The organism is Yersinia aldovae 670-83, from assembly GCF_000834395.1.
Lineage (GTDB): Bacteria > Pseudomonadota > Gammaproteobacteria > Enterobacterales > Enterobacteriaceae > Yersinia > Yersinia aldovae.
Genome location: NZ_CP009781.1, coordinates 1,084,221 through 1,104,177, shown reverse-complemented (window position 1 = coordinate 1,104,177; position 19,957 = coordinate 1,084,221). Strand labels below are relative to the sequence as shown.

Genomic DNA, 19,957 nt, shown 5'->3' with positions numbered 1-19,957 from the left:
TAATGGGGTTGTCGTCGCTCTGCTTTCACCCCATAGCTCAGGAGTTGATTATGCTAATTATCCGTTTGTATGGTTGTCCAGTTTTCATTGGTTCTGAGCGAGAAAAAAAACCAACTGAAAATTCTGGAGTGAAAAATGACTCACCAAATATCAAGCAAGCCATTCGCGGCTAACCCCGCACCGATTAATCAGTTACCGCGATTAGACCTTTCCCAACTCAATGGCAGTGATGCTGAACGTCAGGCATTTCTGCTCGCATTACGTGATGCCGCACGGGATATCGGCTTTTTTTATCTTACCGGCCACGGTATCGACTCGACACTGTTACAACAGATACAAACGCTAGCACGGCAGTTCTTTGCGCTACCCGATGAGGAAAAACAGTCGGTAGCGATGATCCATTCTCCACATTTTCGCGGTTACAACCGTGCCGCTTCCGAATTAACGCGCGGCCAACCAGATTGGCGTGAACAGTTCGATATCGGTGCCGAGAGGCATCCATTACCACAAACGGCGGATACGCCAATTTGGGCGCGGTTGCAAGGCCCGAATCAATGGCCTGAGGCACTGCCTGAATTAAAACCCGCATTATTGCAATGGCAGCTTGAAATGACTGCGATGGCTTTACGCCTACTGCGTGCTTTTGCTCAAGCGCTGAGTCTGGATGAAAACGCCTTTGATGAGTTATATGGCGATAAACCTAATGAACATATCAAGCTGATTCGTTATCCGGGGCGCGAAACCACACAAAGCGGGCAGGGCGTTGGCGCGCACAAAGATTCAGGCTTTCTCAGTTTTTTACTGCAAGACAAACAGCGTGGTTTACAGGTTGAAGTGGAAGAGGGGCAGTGGATTGATGCCGTTCCGCAGGACGGTACTTTTGTGGTCAATATTGGTGAATTGTTGGAGCTGGCCAGTAATGGGTATTTGCGCGCAACGGTGCATCGGGTTGAAACCCCACCGGCGGGGACTGACCGCTTATCCATCGCATTCTTCCTCGGTGCGCGTTTAGATGCGGTGGTGCCATTGTACCCGTTAACGGCAGAACTGGCGGCTGCGGCCCGTGGCGCGGCGAGCGACCTTGATAATCCGCTGTTCCGCGATGTTGGGCTGAACTACCTCAAAGGGCGCTTGCGCTCTCATCCGGATGTTGCAGCGGAATTTTATCCTGAAGTGGTTATACCATCAGTAGATTCCTAATCAACCTGTTGATATTAAATCATAAAAACCTATTTTGAGGATGGCGATAATGACTAAAGTACGTATTTCTGGCCTGGGAGTGCGACTTTGCTGATTGCTTTGGCCTCTTCTTTTAGCTTAACAGCTCAGGCTGTCGAGGCGCTGCGGGTGGCGGCAGATCCGGCCCGCATGCTTTCTTGCCTGATTAAACCTTAGCCGTTTAACGCCTGCGCCAAGTCAGCAATCAAGTCGTCGGTATCTTCAATCCCGACGGATAACCTCAATAACTGCGGGGTAATGCCGTGTTTTAAGCGGGTTTCCAGCGGGATTGATGCATGAGTCATGCTGTAGGGCTGACTAATCAAGCTCTCAACACCGCCCAAACTCTCGGCCAGCGTAAACAAATGTGAGCGTTTAATGACTGCGCGAGCAAACTCATCATCCCCTTTCAAGCGTACTGAAATCATGCCGCCGAAACCCGTCATCTGTTTGGCTGCCAGCGCATGTTGTGGGTGACTTTTCAGCCCCGGATAATACACATTTTCCACTTGTGGCTGCTGTTCAAGCCACTCAGCAATGCGTTGGGCGCTGTGGTTATGTCGTGCCATGCGCAAAGCCAGAGTGCGCAAACCACGCAATGTCAGGAAGCTACTGAACGGGTCTAAAATCCCACCAATGGCATTGTGCAAAAAGCCTAATTGTTCCGCCAGTTCAGGGTTATTGCCTACTGCCGCGACACCGGCGACCACATCGGAGTGACCATTAAGGTATTTGGTGGCTGAATGCACCACGATATCAAATCCTAAGTCCAGCGGGCGCTGAATATACGGCGAGGCAAAGGTGTTGTCTGCCACACTAATCAATTGATGTTTCTTGGCAATCGCAGCAATCGCCGTCAGATCCGCCAATTTTAACAATGGGTTAGTTGGCGTCTCCACCCAGATCATTTTGGTGTCAGGCAAAATGGCCTGTTCCAAGGCTGCGGTATCCGCAGGGGAGACATAAGTCACCCGCAAACCGGCAGTGCGGCTGCGTACTTTCTCCAGCAGGCGATAGGTTCCACCGTATAAATCATCCACCGCAATGATATGACTGCCCTGATCCAGCAGTTCCAGAACGGTCGAGCAAGCCGCTAATCCGGAAGCAAAGGCATAACCACGAATACCGCCTTCCAATTCTGCAACTGCTTTTTCCAACGCGGTACGTGTCGGGTTACCACTGCGGGAATATTCATACCCGGTGTGTTCGCCGGGGGCCGGTTGTGCGAAAGTGGATGTCGCGTAAATTGCGGGCATCACTGCACCGGTGCTATCAGGGGTATAACCGGCATGGACGGTTAAGGTATCGAACTTTGCCATGATAAAAATCCTTAATATGAGAAGGTTAAGCTAGCTTTTGACGCCAACTATTCAAAACATCAGTACGGGTAATCAGGCCGAGGAATCGCTCGCCATCGAGCACCACCGCCACATGCCCCTCATTAAAGGTGGCCAGCAGAGAGCAGTAATCGGCCTCTTTTTGTAATGTATTGACCTGAGGTGTCATCGCGCGGCTGACGGGGTGTTTGAAATGGGAAGCATCGGCTTGCACTGCGTTCAGGAGATCCCATTCATCGATTAATCCAACGATCCTCTCGCCATCCAGTACCGGCAATTGGGAGATGTCATACAGGCGCATTCGGGCATGAGCGGTGGCCAGCGTATCCTGTGGAGAAACTGAAATAGTCGCGCCATTCTCATGGCTATAGGTGATGTAATCACGCAAATCGCCCTGTTGCGGTTTACTTAGCAAACCTTGCTCTAACAGCCAGTAGTCATTGAACATTTTCGACAGATATTTATTACCGCTGTCACAAACAAAAGTGACCACGCGTTTAGGCTCAGTTTGCTCACGGCAATAGCGCAATGCCGCAGCCAGCAAGGTGCCGGTCGATGACCCGGCCAGCATACCTTCTTCCCGCAGTAAGGTGCGAGCGGTGCTGAAAGCCTCAGTATCATCAATTCGATAGGTCTTTTTGACTTGTGAGAAGTTACTCAGCGGTGGGATAAAATCCTCACCAATCCCTTCGACCAGCCAGCTACCGGCATCGCCAATGTGGTTGCTGTCGACGAAATCCGCCAAAATGGAACCGGCGGGATCGGCCAGTACAAATTCAGTTGTCGGTGAAACTTCGGAGAAATAGTGACTCAGGCCACTCAGCGTACCGCTGGAACCCACACCCACTACGATGGCATCGATGTGTTCGCTCATCTGCTGCCACAGTTCCGGGCCGGTTGAGGTACGGTGAGCTGCGGGGTTAGCCGGGTTATTGAACTGATCAATATAGAAAGAACCCGGAGTCTCCTGCGCCAACCGCAGAGCATAGTCCTGATAATAAGCCGGATGCCCTTTACCTACATCAGAGCGGGTTAGCAGCACTTGCGCACCCAATGCGCGCAGATGGAAAATTTTCTCCTGGCTCATTTTATCCGGCACCACCAATATCAGCTTATAGCCTTTTAGTGCGGCAACCAGCGCCAACCCAAGCCCGGTATTCCCGGCGGTGGCTTCAATAATGGTGCCGCCGGGTTGCAGCAAACCCTCTTTTTCCGCCTGTTCAATCATTGAGAGCGCAACGCGGTCTTTAATCGAACCGCCGGGGTTTTGGTTCTCCAGCTTAACAAACAACCGGCATGGGCCGGTGTCAAAGCGGGTCAATTCCAACAAAGGAGTGTGGCCGATAAGTTCCAGCACCGAACGGGGAATAGCCATTATTTTCTCCAGCAATTATTTAGCAGCATTAATTGGTTAACGAAGACTTAGTGGGATAATAACGCCGCTGACTTAGACTCTAAAAAGAACAAATACTCTGTGTATATTACTTTTTGGAATATGTTAATCTCTTTTAGACGTTTAGGGACTTAGATGTAAGGATGTTTAAATGGTAAGACGTTTAGCCGCTTAGCCATTAAAACTAATCAGATTGCCACTCTTTACAAAACAAAACGTAAAACATTGCCCAATTGCCGCGCCAATGGGATAAATTTAGAAAAGGTACATAAATATGGCTAAGCTAATACTTCAGTATCAGTGAAAAAACGTTACTTTTTCGCTAATTGGACAGTGGCTAGTTGTGGGAATACCACTCATTTCCGATTATTTGCAAGGATACTCTGGCGACCTCATGATGAAATATACCTTCCCTTTCAGGATTAAAAATTTAACGTTCAGTGCGGGTTTACTCCTGTTAGCACTGCCTGCGGTACACGCGGCTGACGCCCCGACAGCCCCTCCGGTGGATGCCAAAGCCTATGTGCTGATGGATTACAACAGCGGAAAAATATTGGCTGAGGGCAATAGTGACCAGCGCCTTGATCCGGCCAGTTTGACGAAAATCATGTCAAGTTATGTTATTGGGCAAGCCCTCAAAGCCGGTAAAGTGCATCCGGATGATTTAGTGACGGTGGGTAAGGATGCGTGGGCCACAGGTAATCCTGCGCTGCGCGGCTCATCGCTCATGTTTTTGAAACCCGGTGATCAGGTGCGATTGTCTGATTTAAATAAAGGTATTGTTATTCAGTCGGGCAATGATGCCAGCATCGCATTAGCCGACTATATCGCGGGCAGCCAAGATAGCTTTGTTGGTTTGATGAATAATTACGCTAAAGCATTAGGTTTGGCGAATACCCATTTTATGACGGTACACGGCCTTGATGCGCCAGGGCAGTACAGCACTGCGCGCGATATGGCCGTGTTGGGGCAGGCGCTGATACGTGATGTGCCGGACGAATATGCACTGCATAAAGAGAAAGAATTTACCTTTAACAAAATTCGCCAGATCAACCGTAACCGCTTGTTGTGGAGCACAAATCTCAACGTTGATGGCATGAAAACCGGCTTTACCACTGGTGCGGGGCATAATCTGGTAGCATCGGCAACCGATGGGCCGATGCGCCTTATCTCTGTGGTGTTAGGTGCGCCGAGTGACCGGATTCGTTTCAATGAAAGCGAAAAACTGCTGACCTGGGGTTTCCGTTTCTATGAGACGGTAGTGCCGATTAAAACCACGAAACCATTTATCACACAAAAAGTCTGGTTGGGTGATACCGGTCAGGTTGATTTAGGTGTGGCTGAAGATGCGGCTATCACCATCCCGAAAGGGCAGATGAAAAACCTGAAAGCCAGTTATAAGCTGGATCAAGCGGAGTTACGTGCGCCGCTGGCGAAGCATCAGGTGGTCGGGACTATCGATTTTCAACTGAACGGGAAAACCATTGATCAGCGCCCTTTGGTGGTATTAAACGAAGTCAAAGAGGGTGGGTTCTTCAGCCGCATCTGGGATTTTTTGATGATGAAAATCAGTCAGTTATTTAGCTAGATTAATAAAACAAAAGGCTGCTGACAAACCCCGATGACTCGATCTTGAACGGTGAGGATAGGCAGAAGAGTAAAACGTCCGTGCCAGGAATGGCGCGGCTCTAGCCCCAGGTAAGGGGTTATGGCGTCGTTACAGCCTGCCTGTTTTCTTCGTCGCGGGTACTTTGTCAATAACGTTAAAAGGGCTACTTCACCGTAGCCCTTTTATCATTTGATTACTAAAGAGAATCAGTTACAGGCAACGACCTTGATCGCCAAACCACCACGGGACGTTTCGCGGTATTTTGAGTTCATGTCTTTGCCAGTTTCATACATCGTTTCAATGACTTTATCCAGACAAACACTCGGCTCACTGGTGCGGCGCAGTGCCATACGAGCAGAGTTGACCGCCTGTACCGCAGAAATAGCGTTACGTTCGATACACGGCACCTGAACCTGTCCGGCAACCGGGTCGCAAGTCAGCCCTAAATTATGTTCCATCGCGATTTCTGCTGCGATGCAAACCTGTGCCGGGCTGCCCCCCATCAATTCTGCCAAACCAGCAGCGGCCATAGAACAGGCAACACCCACTTCCCCTTGGCAACCGACTTCAGCGCCTGAAATAGATGCATTCATCTTATACAGCGCGCCAATGACACCAGCGACCAGGAAATAGCGGCTGTAAGAGTTCTCATTTACCGGACGAATGAATTTGTCGTAGTAAGATAAAACCGCCGGAATAATGCCACATGCGCCGTTCGTCGGCGCGGTCACAACCCGCCCTCCGGCCGCATTTTCTTCGTTAACTGCCAGGGCATACATATTGATCCAGTCAACGACCATCATTGGATCGGAATTATTTTTATCTGTACTAACCAGCATACGACGTAACGCCGCAGCGCGGCGCGGCACTTTCATCGGGCCAGGTAATAGCCCTTCAGTGTTAATACCACGCTCAATGCCGGCCTGCATAACCGCCCAGATTGCGGCAAAATGTGCGCTAATCTCGGCTTTGCTGTGCAGCGCCAGTTCATTTTGCATCACTAAACCGGATAAAGATAACCCGGTGTCTTTACAGTGCTTTTGCAAATCTCGTGCAAAGCTGAATGGGTAAGGAACGGCAATCGCCTGGTTGTCCTGCTGACCAAAGTGCTCTTCATCAACAATAAACCCGCCGCCGATGGAGTAGTAGGTTTTGCTGAAAATACATTCATCACCAGCGTGTGCACTGATGGTCATGCCATTTTCGTGCAGCGGCAGATTGGTGGTGTGGAAGTTCATTCCCCCTTGAGCGGGGAAATCAACTTCGTGTTGACCGTTAGCCAGTAACAGACGTTCCCGCAGCTCAACATCACGGATAAACGCAGGTATTGTGTCGATATCAACGGTGTCGGGCAGGTTCCCCGCCAGGCCCATAATGATAGCAATATCAGTATGGTGGCCTTTACCGGTGAGGGATAAAGAACCATAAACATCCACAGTGATTCGGGTGACGGCAGGAAGATGCCCTTGTTCGATTAAATCATCGGTAAACAGCTTACCGGCCTTCATCGGGCCAACAGTATGAGAGCTGGAAGGACCAATACCAATCTTGAAAATGTCAAAGACGCTGACCATATATTAGCCTCGTAACGGTTCTAATTATTAAAATTGCTTACATTGCCGTAGATAGGAAGCCGGAGCGAACGCACCGGCTTTTGAAACGATTTAGACCCGCCATCCTTCAAGCTGCATGTGGGTTGACTACTCAGCCCATCCTTGGGCCTCACCTCTGTGGATCAGTGCAAGCGGGGTTCAACATGGTTACAACCCATTTGTCTCTCGCTTGTCGCCTTCCTGCAACTCGAATTATTTAGGGATATAACATCAGCCAGAAAATTATTTTCCGAACAGGCTGAACAAGATTGCAGAGATGGCAATCAGGCCCATGATTACGACGAATACGTTACTGACATGCCCGCTGTATTTGCGCATCGCAGGGACTTTGTGGATTGCATACATTGGCATCAGGAACAACAGCATCGCGATGATTGGGCCACCCAATGTTTCGATCATCCCCAGAATGCTTGGGTTCATTGTCGCAACAATCCAGGTGGTCACCAGCATGAACAGCGCAGTAATGCGGTTCAGTTTATCATGATTGATCTCTTTGCCTTTGCTGCGCAGAGATTTGATCATCATGCCATTGAAGCCTTCACGCGCACCCAGGTAGTGGCCCAGGAAAGATTTGGTGATAGCGATAAAGGCAATAACCGGTGCCATGTAGGCAATCATCGGGGTATTAAAGTGGTTAGCCAGATAAGACAGAATAGAGATGTTCTGGTTTTTCGCTTCCATCAGATCCGCAGGAGACAAGCTCAGTACGCAACTGAAAACGAAGAACATAACGGTTACAACCATCATGATATGAGCGAAAGATAAAATGCGGGAACATTTTTTCTCAGCATCCACACCGTATTCTTCACGTTTTGCAACAGCGAAGGCGGAGATGATAGGGGAGTGGTTGAATGAGAACACCATTACCGGAATAACCAGCCACAGTGTCATCCACAAGCCGCTGCCTGTACCGTTACCATCCAGTGATACGTGTTCGAAGATTGCGCCAGACCAGTTTGGAATCAGGTACACAGCCAACAGCATCAGTACCGCAACAAACGGGAAGACCAGGATACTCATCGCCTTAACGATAGCATGTTCACCAAAACGCACGATGGTCATCAAGCCCACAATCAGGATCAGGGACAAAATAGCGCGTGGTGGTGATGGCAGATGCATCTGGTGAGTAATGAAACTATCAACGGTATTGGTAATAGCGACACTATAAACCAATAGAATCGGGTAGATTGCGAAGAAGTAAAGCAGAGTAATCAGTTTACCCGCGCCGACACCAAAGTGTTCTTCAACCACTTCGGTAATGTCTTCACCGGCATTTTTACCAGACAGCACAAAGCGGCACAGGCCACGGTGAGCATAAAAGGTCATTGGAAAAGCAATGATAGCCATAACAATCAGTGGCAGCAGGCCACCGATACCGGCGTTGATCGGCAGGAAGAGAACCCCTGCGCCGATTGCTGTACCGTACAGACCCAACATCCACATGGTGTCACTTTTACGCCATGCACTTGCTGAGGTTTTTCCCGTGGAGGCAACTGTGCCCGCAGTTTGAGTAGTGTCCATAAAGATCTCCATTGTGAACACGTTAATTTGAAATTAAGAGCCGAAAGTTAGAAACCTGCCACACATTATTGAGTTGCGCGATCAGGTAAAAAATTCAGTCAAAACGATTCTTTAAAATGGTGCCCTGGTTATTACTTTAATACGGTAGTCATACTGCTATGTCTAAAGTCCAAGTTTTCTGTCTAACGCTTAAAATTCATACTTGAAATTTAAAGTGCAAAATTTAACCGATATTTCGAGAGTGAAATCTCTGCATCGGATATTTTCGTCGTTCTAATACGAGCATTAGTTTTTGCTGGCGGCAAGATAGCTATTTGTAGTGAAAACTACCGTGATCCTGCTCTCAAATGCTTGATAAACTCGTTTGTCATCTCTTGTTGCGAATTTATGGCTATTTGTTACGTAAATGTTTTTATCTATTTCTAATAGCAAACATAATTAAAAGGAGTTCCGTATGTCTGATGAATAAATAAACAGACGATTTGTTGCTCCTGACTTCTGGTATGGCAATATATTTTAACTGAGTCATGGGATCTAGTGAAAATATTTTTATTCGTCAATTTATTGATGAAAATCATAAACAAAACAACGGTGATATATGCCAATTAATTGATTTTTAATGGTTTTGTTGGGGGTTTTGGGTTATCTTTTGCTATTGGAGTTAATGGAAAGAATAATAAATAACCGGCAGTGGTATGACCTGATATTATATTCTAATACGTGACTTATGACATGAGCTAGTTTATTTATCATATGAATTCTTGCTACATACATTTTGTATGATAATTAAAGTTGCCGCATCTGCTTACTCGAATCCGTTAAGATAATGCTAAATGTTAAATTAATTTCGCTTAAATAATGGGTTTTCTGTGTGCTAATTAATCAATGAAATGGTATTTTGAAATTTAAATGTTAGGAATAATATTTAACCATAATTTAGTTATGGTCATTTATTGATGATAACCGCTGCATAAATATAATCCATAATTCACGAAGGAATAAGGGCGAAAATTTATCTTTTCAGTGTCTTCATCTAGGATTTTTAGTATTTGTATCAAGGGTGAAGAGTATGGAAGGGATAAAATACAATAAGCCTAACGTAGTGTCGGGAGTCCACTGAACGCTGCAAATACGCACACTTTTGTAGCGTTCAGCCAAGTCTGATCGGCTACTGGCAGGGTCAGTAGTTTACTTTTATGCCATGTTGCGAAAAGAAATGGGTGAACGCATTATCCGGCTGACGGTCAGTGATTAAGGTATCAAATAGTGTCAATACACCGATACTGGCTGGTTTGACTTTGCCAAATTTGCTGTGATCAGCGACCAGAACCTTATGCTGAGATTGAGTAATGGCGCGGTGCTTGAGCAATATTTCATCGAAATTAAAACAGGTAGCACCATATTCCAGGGAGACGCCCGCTGCTGAGATAAAAGCTATGTTCGGACAGGCGTTGTCCAATTCAGAGTGCTGGCTAAGTGGGGTAAAGATATAGTTATTGGGCTTGAATTCCCCACCGCACAAGATAACTTTGCAGTTAGGCTTATCTTGTAAAGACAGAAAAGTGTTAAGGGAGTAACAAATAGCAGTAAATGTCAGTTCTTCATCTATCTCTTCGATAATCAAGGGGATAGTGGTACCACAATCAAAAAAAACCGTGTCATTTTCGGCAATAAGTTGTGCTGCCAGTTGCCCGATACGCCGCTTTTCTTCAACCTGTTTGGCCTGTTGATCGGAAACAAAATAGTTATTGGCATTGTTGCTTTTAGGGTCCATTACAACGTAGCCCCCCAACAAAATAACCGAACTGGGTTCGGCGCTGAGATCCCGTCTGATAGTCATTTCAGAGATACGCAACAGATTTGCGGCATCTTTCAGGTGGATTTTATCGGCACGCTTCAAAGCCTGAGTAAGTTTATTGATTCGTTCTGCGCGGCGGGTTTCCATAAGCGATTCCTGACAAATTGTTTTCAACACGATGCCGTATAATTTATTAAAATACAATGTATTGCAATAAATAAGCCCGGTGGTTACCGGGCTACAAAATCATCAGTAAACGATCACGACGTTAGTAGCTTGAAGCTGTTGCCTGTTGGCCTGAAACGATAGCGACGCCTGAGCTGGTACCGATTCGTGTGGCCCCGGCTTTAATCATTGTCTCGGCCGTGGTTCTATCACGTACCGCACCTGAGGCTTTAACGCCCATTACCGGGCCAACTGTGGCACGCATCAGTTTGACATGTTCTTCTTTCGCGCCGCCAGTGCTGAAACCAGTTGATGTTTTAACAAAAGCCACATCAAGCTCACGACACATTTCACACACTTGTACAATCTGCTCATCGCTGAGTAGGCATGTTTCTAATATTACTTTCAGCGGGGTAGCGGCGCAATTGTCGCGTACTGCCTTAATATCTGCCTTAACGTCGGCGATTTTACCGCTTTTCAACCAGCCTACATTAATCACCATATCGATTTCTTGCGCGCCTGCGTTGATGGCCGCCTGAGCTTCAAAAACTTTTGCTTCAGTCAGGCTCGCGCCCAGAGGGAAACCAATAACAGAACACACTTTAACCTGACTGTCTGCTAACTGTTGAGCGGCAACCGGAACATAGCCAGAGTTAACACATACGGCGTAAAAATGGTTTTGCTTTGCTTCTTCACACAGCTTGATTATTTGCGCTTCCGTGGCGTCCATTGCCAGTAGGGTGTGGTCAATATAGCTCGCGTAATTAATCGTCATGATGGCTATCCTTTAGTTTATCTGTCAGTCAGTAATGTTGTTATGATGGTAACATTAAGTGAATATTACAACATTAACGCGCACGAAATTACACTTTTGATGGCTTGTTTTGTTATTATTATGACATTCTCAGTGAGTGAGACGGTGATTTATAAAAATAATGTTGGTTAATTGTTTGATTTTAAAATGTGGGGGAGAGAAAGAAGTCTATTGCCGACTTTTAGACGCCATCGGCAATGTGAAATAAGTTACATGCAGATATCAGCCTCGTACCCATCCTTTGCTGATCGGTAGTGCAAAGCTGAAATGATAAAGGCGCTTCATTCCTGTTGCGATACTTTCACCGAATAAGTTCCACAGCAATTGTGCAAACAGACAACCGACAATCCCTAGCAGGAAAGCACCAACCATATCTAATGGCCAATGAACGCCGAGGTAAATTCGCGACCAGGCAATGGCAATCGCTGCAATCATCAGACTGATACCGGACCATAAGTGGTGCCAGAACACGAAAGCCAGAGCAAAGGTAAAGGCCACGGTGCCATGATTACTGGGGAAGGAGCTATCAGGGGCATGATTCAAAAAATTATAGCCAAAACCGACGACAAAAGGCCGATCATGCGGAATAAGCATCCCTATACAGGCGGCTGACAGCATAGAGAAAGCCAGAGCAATCGCGGCTTTAACAATCACCGCTCGTTGCGCATCCATACTGTTTTGCGGCCCCCACAACCAAAGTCCGATCAACAAAAGGGGAACAATCATGATCAGGTCGCGGGCAATAAATGTTGCCAAAGAAATTATCCACGGTGACGATGCCGGAGTCGCATTGATCATGGAAAAGAAAAAATAATTCATTTGTTCCATTAACTTGTACCTTTATCGCGATTGTAATAACCGCTAATTATCCCAAACACAGCCAATTGACTGAGCCAAACCCACCAACCTGCCCACAGGTTATGAGTAAGAAAATGTGCCCCACGCATGATTTGACCCAACCCCATCAACATGCCAAGGCTTATAGCGGCCAACCAGCACCATGTCGCCAACCGTGGTTGTTCTGGGTAAAACAGGAAAAATAGTGCCATAATGGCAAAACCGCTGGAGGCATGACCGCCGGGGAAGCAATGCCCCGGCCCTGCGCCGTTCCCATCAATACATAACCAAGGGCTTTACCGCCATACTCAACTAAGTCCCAGGGGCATGAATGCGCACTGGTGGCTTTTAAAATACCGATAACCAAAGGACCGACGCCAAACAGCAGCATAGTGGTAATCAAACGACTATTACGGCGATAAATACCCCATAACAGCCCTGCTACCGCGGTGCTGATCAGGGTTATCTTCAACAGCCGATGGTTGAGTAAATCTAACCAGTAATTATGTTCCCACGGAAAGCTCTGGCTGACGGGATCAAACCAATAATTACTGATAAGCCAATCCAGTTGCTCATTGCGTGATAGCCATAAAAATAGCAATCCACTGATTATCAGCCCGCAAGCCTGCCAAAAATAGAAGGATAAGGGCAATGAGTAAAGGGAGTTTGTCCTAATTATCAGCGCTGTTGAGTTATTATTTAATGTTGGCGTTGCGATATCGGTTTGGCTGGCGCTTTTGCTGGTCTTCACGGTGTAACCTGAAGCGGAAATAGGGAATGTGCGTACTGTAATAATTCTGTCTTAAGAAAGCCTTAAGGGCAGTGTCCACTCCCCCGAAAATGGCCCGTGTGGAGGGGCCGAGCGAAGCAGTAACCAGCGGTGATATGGCCGATCCGTTCCGGCCCCGCTATGCCGTAAATCTGCAATTGCTGGATGATGATGGCAAGGCAGCAGCAGATACGCCGGTTTACCCTGCGGTGCCGTTACCCTTGCCGATGGCCGGTGCGGAGTCGGGCATGTTCCAGTTTCCTCCGGCGGGTACTTTGGTGGAAGTGGGCTTTACCGGCGGCAGGCCCGATAAGCCGTTTGTGCGTCAGACGCTATCACAGGGCAATAACCTGCCCACCGTGCAGCCGGGTGAGCAACTACAACAACAGCGCGACGGAGTATCGCAGCGGGTTACGGTGGCAGGGGACTGGGAGCGCAAAACCGATCAGGTGATCCGTGAGGAATCCATGAGCCGGGTGATTACTGCCGATGATGAAACCCGCACACTGGTGGCCCGCGAAACCACCGTTCAGGCTACCGATAAAACCACGGTACTGGGGACGGCGACCTTACTGGCCGGTGCTATCCAGCATATTAGTGAGGGGGATTACAGTCTGGCCACCCAAGCCAGTTACATGGCCAAAGTGGGCAAAACCTTAACCACCGATGTGGGGCAGGACTTGATAGAGAAGATTGGCAATATCCGCAGCAGCATCGCCGCCGCCCGGCAGGATGTGATTGCGCCGGTGGTGTGGATTGGTAGCCAGCAGATTAACGTGATGTCCCTCATGCTGGATACGCTGGATGTGGTGAAAGAGCTGGCGCAGTTGACCGCAGCACATAGCCATACCAATACCGGCGGCCCGCTAAACGCCGGGAGCATCACCTCCACCGGGGCCAAGTCAGACGGATTACGCAGTAAATACGCCCCTGTGATCGGAGTGAAGTAATCTGAGTATTAAATCGTCTGTAACGGAGGATTATCGGAGTAATTCGCATTATAGTGAGTTTTTGTTGTCCGTGAAATTTATGTTAAAGTCAGGTTAATTATGATGGATACATACAAATGAGAGGGAATTCAAAAAAATGCAAATCTGTAGGATGGATTATAATCGGCTGACCAATAACGGCGCAAAGGCCACGTTTCATTGTTATGGATTAGGAACTTTTGACGTATTTTCTGGTGACCAGCCTTATAGCAATATGCCTGAATGTTCAGATATTCCGCATTCCGCATTACCTCCCGGACAATACTGGATTGTAGATCGCCCTGTTGGTAGTTTGGGTAATCAAGTTCGTAACACAGGTTTGGATTTGTGGAATGGTACCAACCATGATGAGTGGTTTGGTCTATTTAGCCACGAGACAATGAACGATAATTTATATGTTAACGGCGTGAAGCGAGGCCAGTTTCGGCTGCATCCGTTGCGGCCTGATGGCAGTGGTACCTCTTGGGGATGTATTACATTCTTTCAGGTTAGTGATTATGCGGTTGTCAGGGACAGGATACTTAAGGCTAAAAAATTTAGGGTGCCGGGCAGCACAGGTCTTATGGCTTACGGACGGGTGGACGTCACAGGGAGTAGAAACTTTGCGCAATGTAAGCTTCGCTAAAAAAATACTGCTGTTCATTACCTGTTTTATGAGCAGTTTTTTTATATTTAAGAATATTGATCAAGTTAAACCCTTCATCTATTCACTTTCGCGAATCGTTGATAGCTATATCGGCGGTGCTGACAGTGAAGGGAGCTGGAATGAGCTTCTTTTGGTTTTAATATTTCTGCTCGCGGTTTCGACTGGATTATATGCAGTGTTATCGCGGTTACTATTCAGTTCAAAAGCATAAGAGAGTCTCACCGGCGCATATGTTAAGTATGTAGTCTACAGTAGTCCGCCACGCGCGGGCTTTTTTACGCCCATCTAAAAGCACTGCCAGCGGCCCAACACGGCCCGTAATAAACCCACCATCACACCGCAACACCCGAAATGGATCACGCCAGCCACACCCCACACACGTAGCAGAACCTGCCACTAAAGAAACGTAATCATGACGGAAACGGCACTACACCGCACCCGCCTGCACACTTTGCGTTATAAAGTTTTTTCAGTTTTAGTTTTCTACAAAACACCCCGCCAGCCCGCGCCGTGGCTGGGGCTTTGCAGCGTTATGCCAACTGAAAAGGTTGAAAAGAATTTCAGTGTTTTTCAGTATTTGGATCTCGTAGTGGATCGCGTAAAAATGTTAGTGCATTGAATTTAAAGGGGATTATTTAAATTACGTGGGTTTTACAATAAAAATTTTTGAAGTGGGTTCGCTCAAAAATAAAACTAATACGATATTAATTAATAAGTTATCTATCTGCAAATTGGGGCGTTGAACTGAAAAAATAGACTACTCTTTGTGTGGTAATTCTAAACCTAAACACAAGTATATGGAGATAATATGAAGAGTAAACTTACGATCAAAAGCAATATGCCACAGCTTGAAAAGAATATGAAAGAACTTGAGAAAAAGCCTATGCAAGTAACCTTGGATGAGAGCATAAACCCTGAGTTCTTATCTAGGTGTTCTAGTTTTACCTCTTTAGATGACATGTTATCTAAATCAGGTTTTAAAATAGAGACGGCAGAGGATTTTGCAGCTATCCCTGATCATGAGTGGGATAAGTTTATTTCTGCCCATACGACCTATGATAATTGGCATGATTTGCAGGTTGCTGCTCTTACAGAGATTGCTAAGAAACGATTTGATGAACAGCTAACGAAAGGATTCAAAAAGTTATAACTTACGGATAAATGCACCTCTGCCGCCATTTCATCGCCAATGACTATGCGAAGTGGGCTTAAGCTATTGATAGGTAAGGGCTTGATTTTCAGGCAAGAAAAACCCCGATAGTCTTGAACCTAAGAAGGCGGGACTATCGGGCTCCTCAATATGGGGATATCAAAGAAAAGCAGTGGCACTAATTCAGACCCCAGCCCAGTAAGAAAGTTCTGGTAAAATGAAAAAAGGTTAAAATAATGTTTAGCTTTGCCGCGAATTCCTCTGTTAAAGCGCTATCCGAGTATTCCCGGCCAGATAATAACAATTAGCGAACCGGCCAACGTCAGTAAAACGTTCGCAATGGCGTAGGTCCCCGCGTAGCCTAGTGCGGGAATATTACTGCGGGCGGTATCGCTGATGATATCCATCGCGGGCGCACAGGTACGAGCACCCATAATGGCTCCGAAAAGCAGCGCACGGTTCATGCGTAATACATAAGCGCCAAAGATAAAGCAGATAACGACAGGTACCAGGCTGACAATCAGGCCAGAAATTAGCATTTGCCCACCCACGGCACCGAGGCTGCTATTAATTCCGCCCCCGGCACTCAGCCCGACACCGGCCATAAAGACCATTAACCCAAACTCTTTCACCATATTCAACGCACCTTGCGGGATATAGCCAAAGGTAGGGTGGTTGGCACGCAAGAACCCCAGCATGATACCGGCCAACAATAAGCCCGCGGCATTTCCGATACCGAAACTGAAATTACTGAACTGGAAGGTGATTAGGCCAATCATCAACCCTAAAATAAAGAATGCGCAGAAAGCCAGTAAATCAGTGACCTGACTATGGATTGAGATAAAACCAATCTTCTCGGCCACGCTTTTAACGCGGCGTGCATCACCGCTAACCTGCAACACATCACCTTTATTCAATACCACATTGTCATCAATAGGCATTTCAATCTGGCTGCGGATCACCCGATTAAGGAAACAGCCGTGGTCGGTAAGTTTCAAGTGGCTCAGGCGTTTGCCTACAGCATTGCTGTTTTTGACCACAATTTCTTCCGTCACGATGCGCATATCGAGCAGGTCGCGGTCAAAGACTTCTTTGCCATTACGGAAGCTGGGATCAAGGCGGGAGTGGGCATCCGGGTATCCTACCAGGGATATCTCATCGCCCACCTGTAACACCGCATCACCGTCTGGATTCGCCAAAATACCATTGCGGCGAATGCGCTCAATATAGCAACCGGTTTGACGATAAATACCTAATTCACGTAAGTTTTTACCATCAGCCCACGCGACGAGTTCCGGCCCCACCCGATAGGCGCGAATCACCGGCAGATACACTTTGCGCTGGCTGTCCGTATCCAGCCCACGCTCACGAGCGATTTGTTGGGCACTGGTCGGTAAGTCCTGGTGTTGCAGTTTGGGTAGGTAGCGGGCACCTAAAATCAGGCTGACCAGCCCGATAAGATAGGTCAGCGCGTAACCGAGACTCAGGTTATCCTGCGCATGTTGCAGTGCCGGATTATTACCAATGGTACTGCGTAAGGTGTCTCCTGCTCCCACCAGAACCGGTGTCGAGGTCATTGATCCTGCCAGCATCCCAGCGGTCAAACCGATGTCCCAGCCGAATAGTTTGCCCAACCCCAACGCCAGAATCATTGCGCTGCTCACCATCACCAGTGCGAGCATGAGGTAGTTTTTGCCGTCGCGGAAAAAGATAGAGAAGAAGTTAGGCCCGGCTTCGACGCCGACACAAAAGATAAATAGCATGAAGCCCAGATTCAATGCTTCAGTATTGATAGTGAAGTGCTGCTGCCCAAGCAACAGGGATACCACCAAAACACCAATAGCATTGCCTAATTGGATAGGGCCGAGCCGCAGTTTGCCCAGGCATAACCCCAGAGCTAAAACCACGAATAACAGCAAGATATAGTTGCCGTTTAATAAATTTGCGACGTTTATATTCACAGAGTATGACTTTCTATTAAGCCTGAATGATTCACTGCATATCCGTTCTGCCAGTTAATAGTAGAACGACACATTTCCTTAAACTCGGAAAGCTTACCGCCATACAATCCATAAATGTAGGCAATAGCACGCTTATTCTAATCGGTCTGCTGCCAGACAGCCAGTAGTAAGCAGGAAGTTTGGCATCGCCAGAGGGATGTACTTGATTATGGCTTTTCAATGGGGCTATCTGCTATTGATCTATGCTGTTGGAGGTTTTTTGCTTAGGGTTTTGTTAGCGGTGATTTAACTCATTGGTATTAAAAAAGGTGCCTTAGCACCCTTTTTCGGACAAACAGCGATATTATTTCTGATAAAGTGCATTTGTTTGAGAAAGTAGCGCTGTTTATGGGCCTGATTACTGAAACAGGCTCAGGTTTTCTTTGGCGTAGGCTTCAAAATCAGTGCAGCCGCCAATGTGCTTCTCATCAACAAAGATTTGAGGCACGGTTTCTACTGGCTTACCGACGGTTTTTTCCAGATCAGCTTTGGTAATGCCTTCGGCGTGAATGTCGATATAACGGAATTTAAAATCGTCACGCTCAGTCTCCAGTTTCTCTGCCAGTTCTTTGGCACGGACACAATAAGGACATCCAGGACGCCCGAAAATCACAGCAAACATGTAAAACTCCTTGATTAATTTGAGGTAATCACTTTGCCAATAAAATGACTTGTGCGTATTACTCACTCTCACTGGGGTCTACTATGCCCGTTGGTGACATGAAAAAAAAGTAGGTATCGCCTGTTAATTTGATTAATCCTGCCTATTTGCTTATCGGTACTGTTACAAGTTGTGGGGATTCAATACACTGGATGGACGCTTTCGCAGAGCCTATCGGAGGTAAAAATGCGCTCGTTAGGAGATATGCCCCGCACTGTGCTTATTTCAGAAGCCTTGGGGATGCTGTTACTGGTTATTGCCTATTTGAGTATCAATGATTATTTGTCATTGCCTGGCATAATGGGAACCACAACAGCAGCGATTATAATGATATTTATCGGTATTGCTTTGATGATACCGGCCGCAGCGTACATTGTTTGGCGTGTGGTTAGTGGTTTTGGCCCGTTACTGGGGAGCGCCGATAGAATATCACGGCCCCAGTCGCAGAAAGAAGTCGATGCGGATCGGGCTAAAAAAGTCAAACAGTCAGAAAAGAATAATTAGGGCATTAAATTAGTCGGGATTGAAGTGGCGCTGTTGGCCAATATTCCGTAAGCTATGCCACTTTTCGTATTATGAGAATCGTGAGGTAAGTAGTTATGGATTCACTCATCGTCCCGGATTTAGCCTTATTACGGCGTTGGCTGGATCAGCTCGGTATCTCATTTTTTGAGTGCGACTCCTGTCAGGCGTTGCATCTACCACACATGCAAAATTTTGAAGGTGTGTTTGATGCCAAAGTTGATTTGGTCGATAACATTATCTTGTTCTCTGCACTGGCTGAAATCAGGCCAACAGCACTTATTCCGCTCGTGGCGGATCTTAGCCAAATCAACGCCAGTTCACTGACAGTAAAAGCATTTATTGATATTCAGGATGATAATCTGCCTAAATTGATCGTCTGTCAGTCATTGACGGTAGAAGTTGGGGTGACATTCGCTCAGTTTGGCTATTTCATGCAGCAATGTGAAGAGCAAATCTCGATGATAGTTCTGGAAGCGCGCGCCAACGATTTACTGTTTATTGGCAACAGTGATGACGATGAATCGCCACAAACCGCGACAGCCTACCCCATCATCCATTGATACCTCGTTATTAATCAGTCATGTCTCGCGTGAAAAGTGCCGCTGAAACCAGTGGCACACTGCTATTTCCTCGGTAAACCATAAGATATTCTGCTTTTTACCCTCCTTTGCCAGATATTTGTCGACGTTTATGCCATTAATGGCGCATTACATAGATAGAATATGCATAAAAAATCGATAAAAGGCGTTTTTTACCCTAGAGGCTGGTACAGATTGCGAACTGCGGTTATGCTGCTGTTTCTGCAACGGGCATAGTATTCCCCACCAAATGAGTGATTATTATTGTCAGGTTAATAATCACTCACGATGCATACCCATGCACTCGGTGCTTTTGGGGGGATTACGCTCAAGG

17 protein-coding genes and 3 pseudogenes are annotated in these 19,957 nt (G+C 47.0%); 10 read left to right on the top strand and 10 right to left on the bottom strand.

Annotation, left to right across the window (positions count from 1 at the left end):
• The first annotated feature begins 50 nt into the window (after positions 1–50).
• From AT01_RS22440 to AT01_RS22560, 3 genes and pseudogenes are all read left to right on the top strand, one after another.
• Positions 51–173: a hypothetical protein gene (locus AT01_RS22440; RefSeq protein ID WP_261006253.1), complete on the top strand. Its 123-nt coding sequence runs from the start codon at positions 51–53 to the stop codon at positions 171–173.
• Positions 136–1,200, top strand: coding sequence for an isopenicillin N synthase family dioxygenase (locus tag AT01_RS05115; RefSeq protein ID WP_042546335.1), 1,065 nt, complete (start codon positions 136–138; stop codon positions 1,198–1,200). The genes AT01_RS22440 and AT01_RS05115 overlap by 38 nt, the downstream gene beginning before the upstream one ends.
• A 49-nt stretch (positions 1,201–1,249) precedes the next feature.
• Positions 1,250–1,362: pseudogene (locus tag AT01_RS22560) on the top strand (MetQ/NlpA family ABC transporter substrate-binding protein); the annotation flags it as partial.
• 29 nt (positions 1,363–1,391) lie between these two features.
• Here AT01_RS22560 and AT01_RS05110 read toward each other — a convergent pair.
• Together AT01_RS05110 and AT01_RS05105 are read right to left on the bottom strand one after the other, a co-directional pair.
• Positions 1,392–2,537: a trans-sulfuration enzyme family protein gene (locus tag AT01_RS05110; protein WP_042546334.1), complete on the bottom strand. Its 1,146-nt coding sequence runs from the start codon at positions 2,535–2,537 to the stop codon at positions 1,392–1,394.
• Positions 2,538–2,562: 25 nt separating this feature from the next.
• On the bottom strand, positions 2,563–3,930 hold the full coding sequence (locus AT01_RS05105) for a pyridoxal-phosphate dependent enzyme (protein ID WP_042546333.1): 1,368 nt from the start codon (positions 3,928–3,930) through the stop codon (positions 2,563–2,565).
• A 412-nt stretch (positions 3,931–4,342) separates the two neighbouring features.
• Here AT01_RS05105 and AT01_RS05100 point away from each other — a divergent pair, with 412 nt between their 5' ends.
• A complete protein-coding gene (locus AT01_RS05100) occupies positions 4,343–5,536 on the top strand; it encodes a serine hydrolase (protein ID WP_004700621.1) in 1,194 nt (397 codons plus the stop codon).
• A 227-nt stretch (positions 5,537–5,763) separates the two neighbouring features.
• On the opposite strand, the gene AT01_RS05095 is transcribed toward AT01_RS05100, so the two are convergent.
• From AT01_RS05095 to AT01_RS05070, 6 genes and pseudogenes are all read right to left on the bottom strand, one after another.
• Entirely contained in the window at positions 5,764–7,131 is a 1,368-nt protein-coding gene (locus tag AT01_RS05095; protein WP_042546332.1) for an L-serine ammonia-lyase, read from the bottom strand.
• Between the two features lie 261 nt (positions 7,132–7,392).
• A complete protein-coding gene (locus AT01_RS05090; protein ID WP_042546331.1) occupies positions 7,393–8,691 on the bottom strand; it encodes an HAAAP family serine/threonine permease in 1,299 nt (432 codons plus the stop codon).
• 1,180 nt (positions 8,692–9,871) lie between these two features.
• Positions 9,872–10,636, bottom strand: a complete 765-nt coding sequence (gene deoR / locus AT01_RS05085) for a DNA-binding transcriptional repressor DeoR (RefSeq protein ID WP_042546330.1) — start codon at positions 10,634–10,636, stop codon at positions 9,872–9,874.
• A 121-nt stretch (positions 10,637–10,757) separates the two neighbouring features.
• Positions 10,758–11,429, bottom strand: coding sequence for a deoxyribose-phosphate aldolase (gene deoC / locus AT01_RS05080; protein ID WP_004700633.1), 672 nt, complete (start codon positions 11,427–11,429; stop codon positions 10,758–10,760).
• Between the two features lie 261 nt (positions 11,430–11,690).
• Positions 11,691–12,296, bottom strand: a complete 606-nt coding sequence (ybjG, locus tag AT01_RS05075; RefSeq protein WP_042546329.1) for an undecaprenyl-diphosphate phosphatase — start codon at positions 12,294–12,296, stop codon at positions 11,691–11,693.
• A pseudogene (locus tag AT01_RS05070) lies at positions 12,296–12,957 on the bottom strand (phosphatase PAP2 family protein). The gene ybjG and the pseudogene AT01_RS05070 overlap by 1 nt, the downstream one beginning before the upstream one ends.
• Before the next feature lie 182 nt (positions 12,958–13,139).
• Here AT01_RS05070 and AT01_RS05065 point away from each other — a divergent pair.
• The 4 genes and pseudogenes from AT01_RS05065 to AT01_RS05045 form a co-directional block, all read left to right on the top strand.
• Positions 13,140–14,024, top strand: a pseudogene (locus AT01_RS05065) (hypothetical protein); the annotation flags it as partial.
• Between the two features lie 151 nt (positions 14,025–14,175).
• A complete protein-coding gene (locus tag AT01_RS05060) occupies positions 14,176–14,688 on the top strand; it encodes a DUF2778 domain-containing protein (protein WP_082039701.1) in 513 nt (170 codons plus the stop codon).
• Between the two features lie 433 nt (positions 14,689–15,121).
• Positions 15,122–15,328 carry a hypothetical protein gene (locus tag AT01_RS05050; protein ID WP_042546326.1) on the top strand — a complete coding sequence of 69 codons (207 nt, stop codon included), beginning with the start codon at positions 15,122–15,124 and terminating at the stop codon, positions 15,326–15,328.
• Between the two features lie 189 nt (positions 15,329–15,517).
• Positions 15,518–15,859, top strand: a complete 342-nt coding sequence (locus AT01_RS05045) for a hypothetical protein (RefSeq protein WP_042546325.1) — start codon at positions 15,518–15,520, stop codon at positions 15,857–15,859.
• Positions 15,860–16,131: 272 nt separating this feature from the next.
• Here the strand turns inward: AT01_RS05045 and AT01_RS05040 are convergent, their stop codons facing one another.
• Both AT01_RS05040 and AT01_RS05035 read right to left on the bottom strand, forming a co-directional pair.
• Positions 16,132–17,820 carry an aspartate:alanine antiporter gene (locus AT01_RS05040; RefSeq protein ID WP_004700635.1) on the bottom strand — a complete coding sequence of 563 codons (1,689 nt, stop codon included), beginning with the start codon at positions 17,818–17,820 and terminating at the stop codon, positions 16,132–16,134.
• Between the two features lie 397 nt (positions 17,821–18,217).
• On the bottom strand, positions 18,218–18,481 hold the full coding sequence (locus AT01_RS05035) for a GrxA family glutaredoxin (protein WP_004700636.1): 264 nt from the start codon (positions 18,479–18,481) through the stop codon (positions 18,218–18,220).
• A gap of 225 nt (positions 18,482–18,706) precedes the next feature.
• On the opposite strand from AT01_RS05035, the gene AT01_RS05030 reads away from it, so the two are divergent.
• Complete coding sequence (locus AT01_RS05030; RefSeq protein WP_042546324.1) at positions 18,707–19,024, top strand: YbjC family protein; 318 nt, start codon at positions 18,707–18,709, stop codon at positions 19,022–19,024.
• A gap of 95 nt (positions 19,025–19,119) precedes the next feature.
• Entirely contained in the window at positions 19,120–19,605 is a 486-nt protein-coding gene (locus AT01_RS05025; RefSeq protein ID WP_004700641.1) for a type III secretion system chaperone family protein, read from the top strand.
• Positions 19,606–19,957 lie beyond the last annotated feature (352 nt).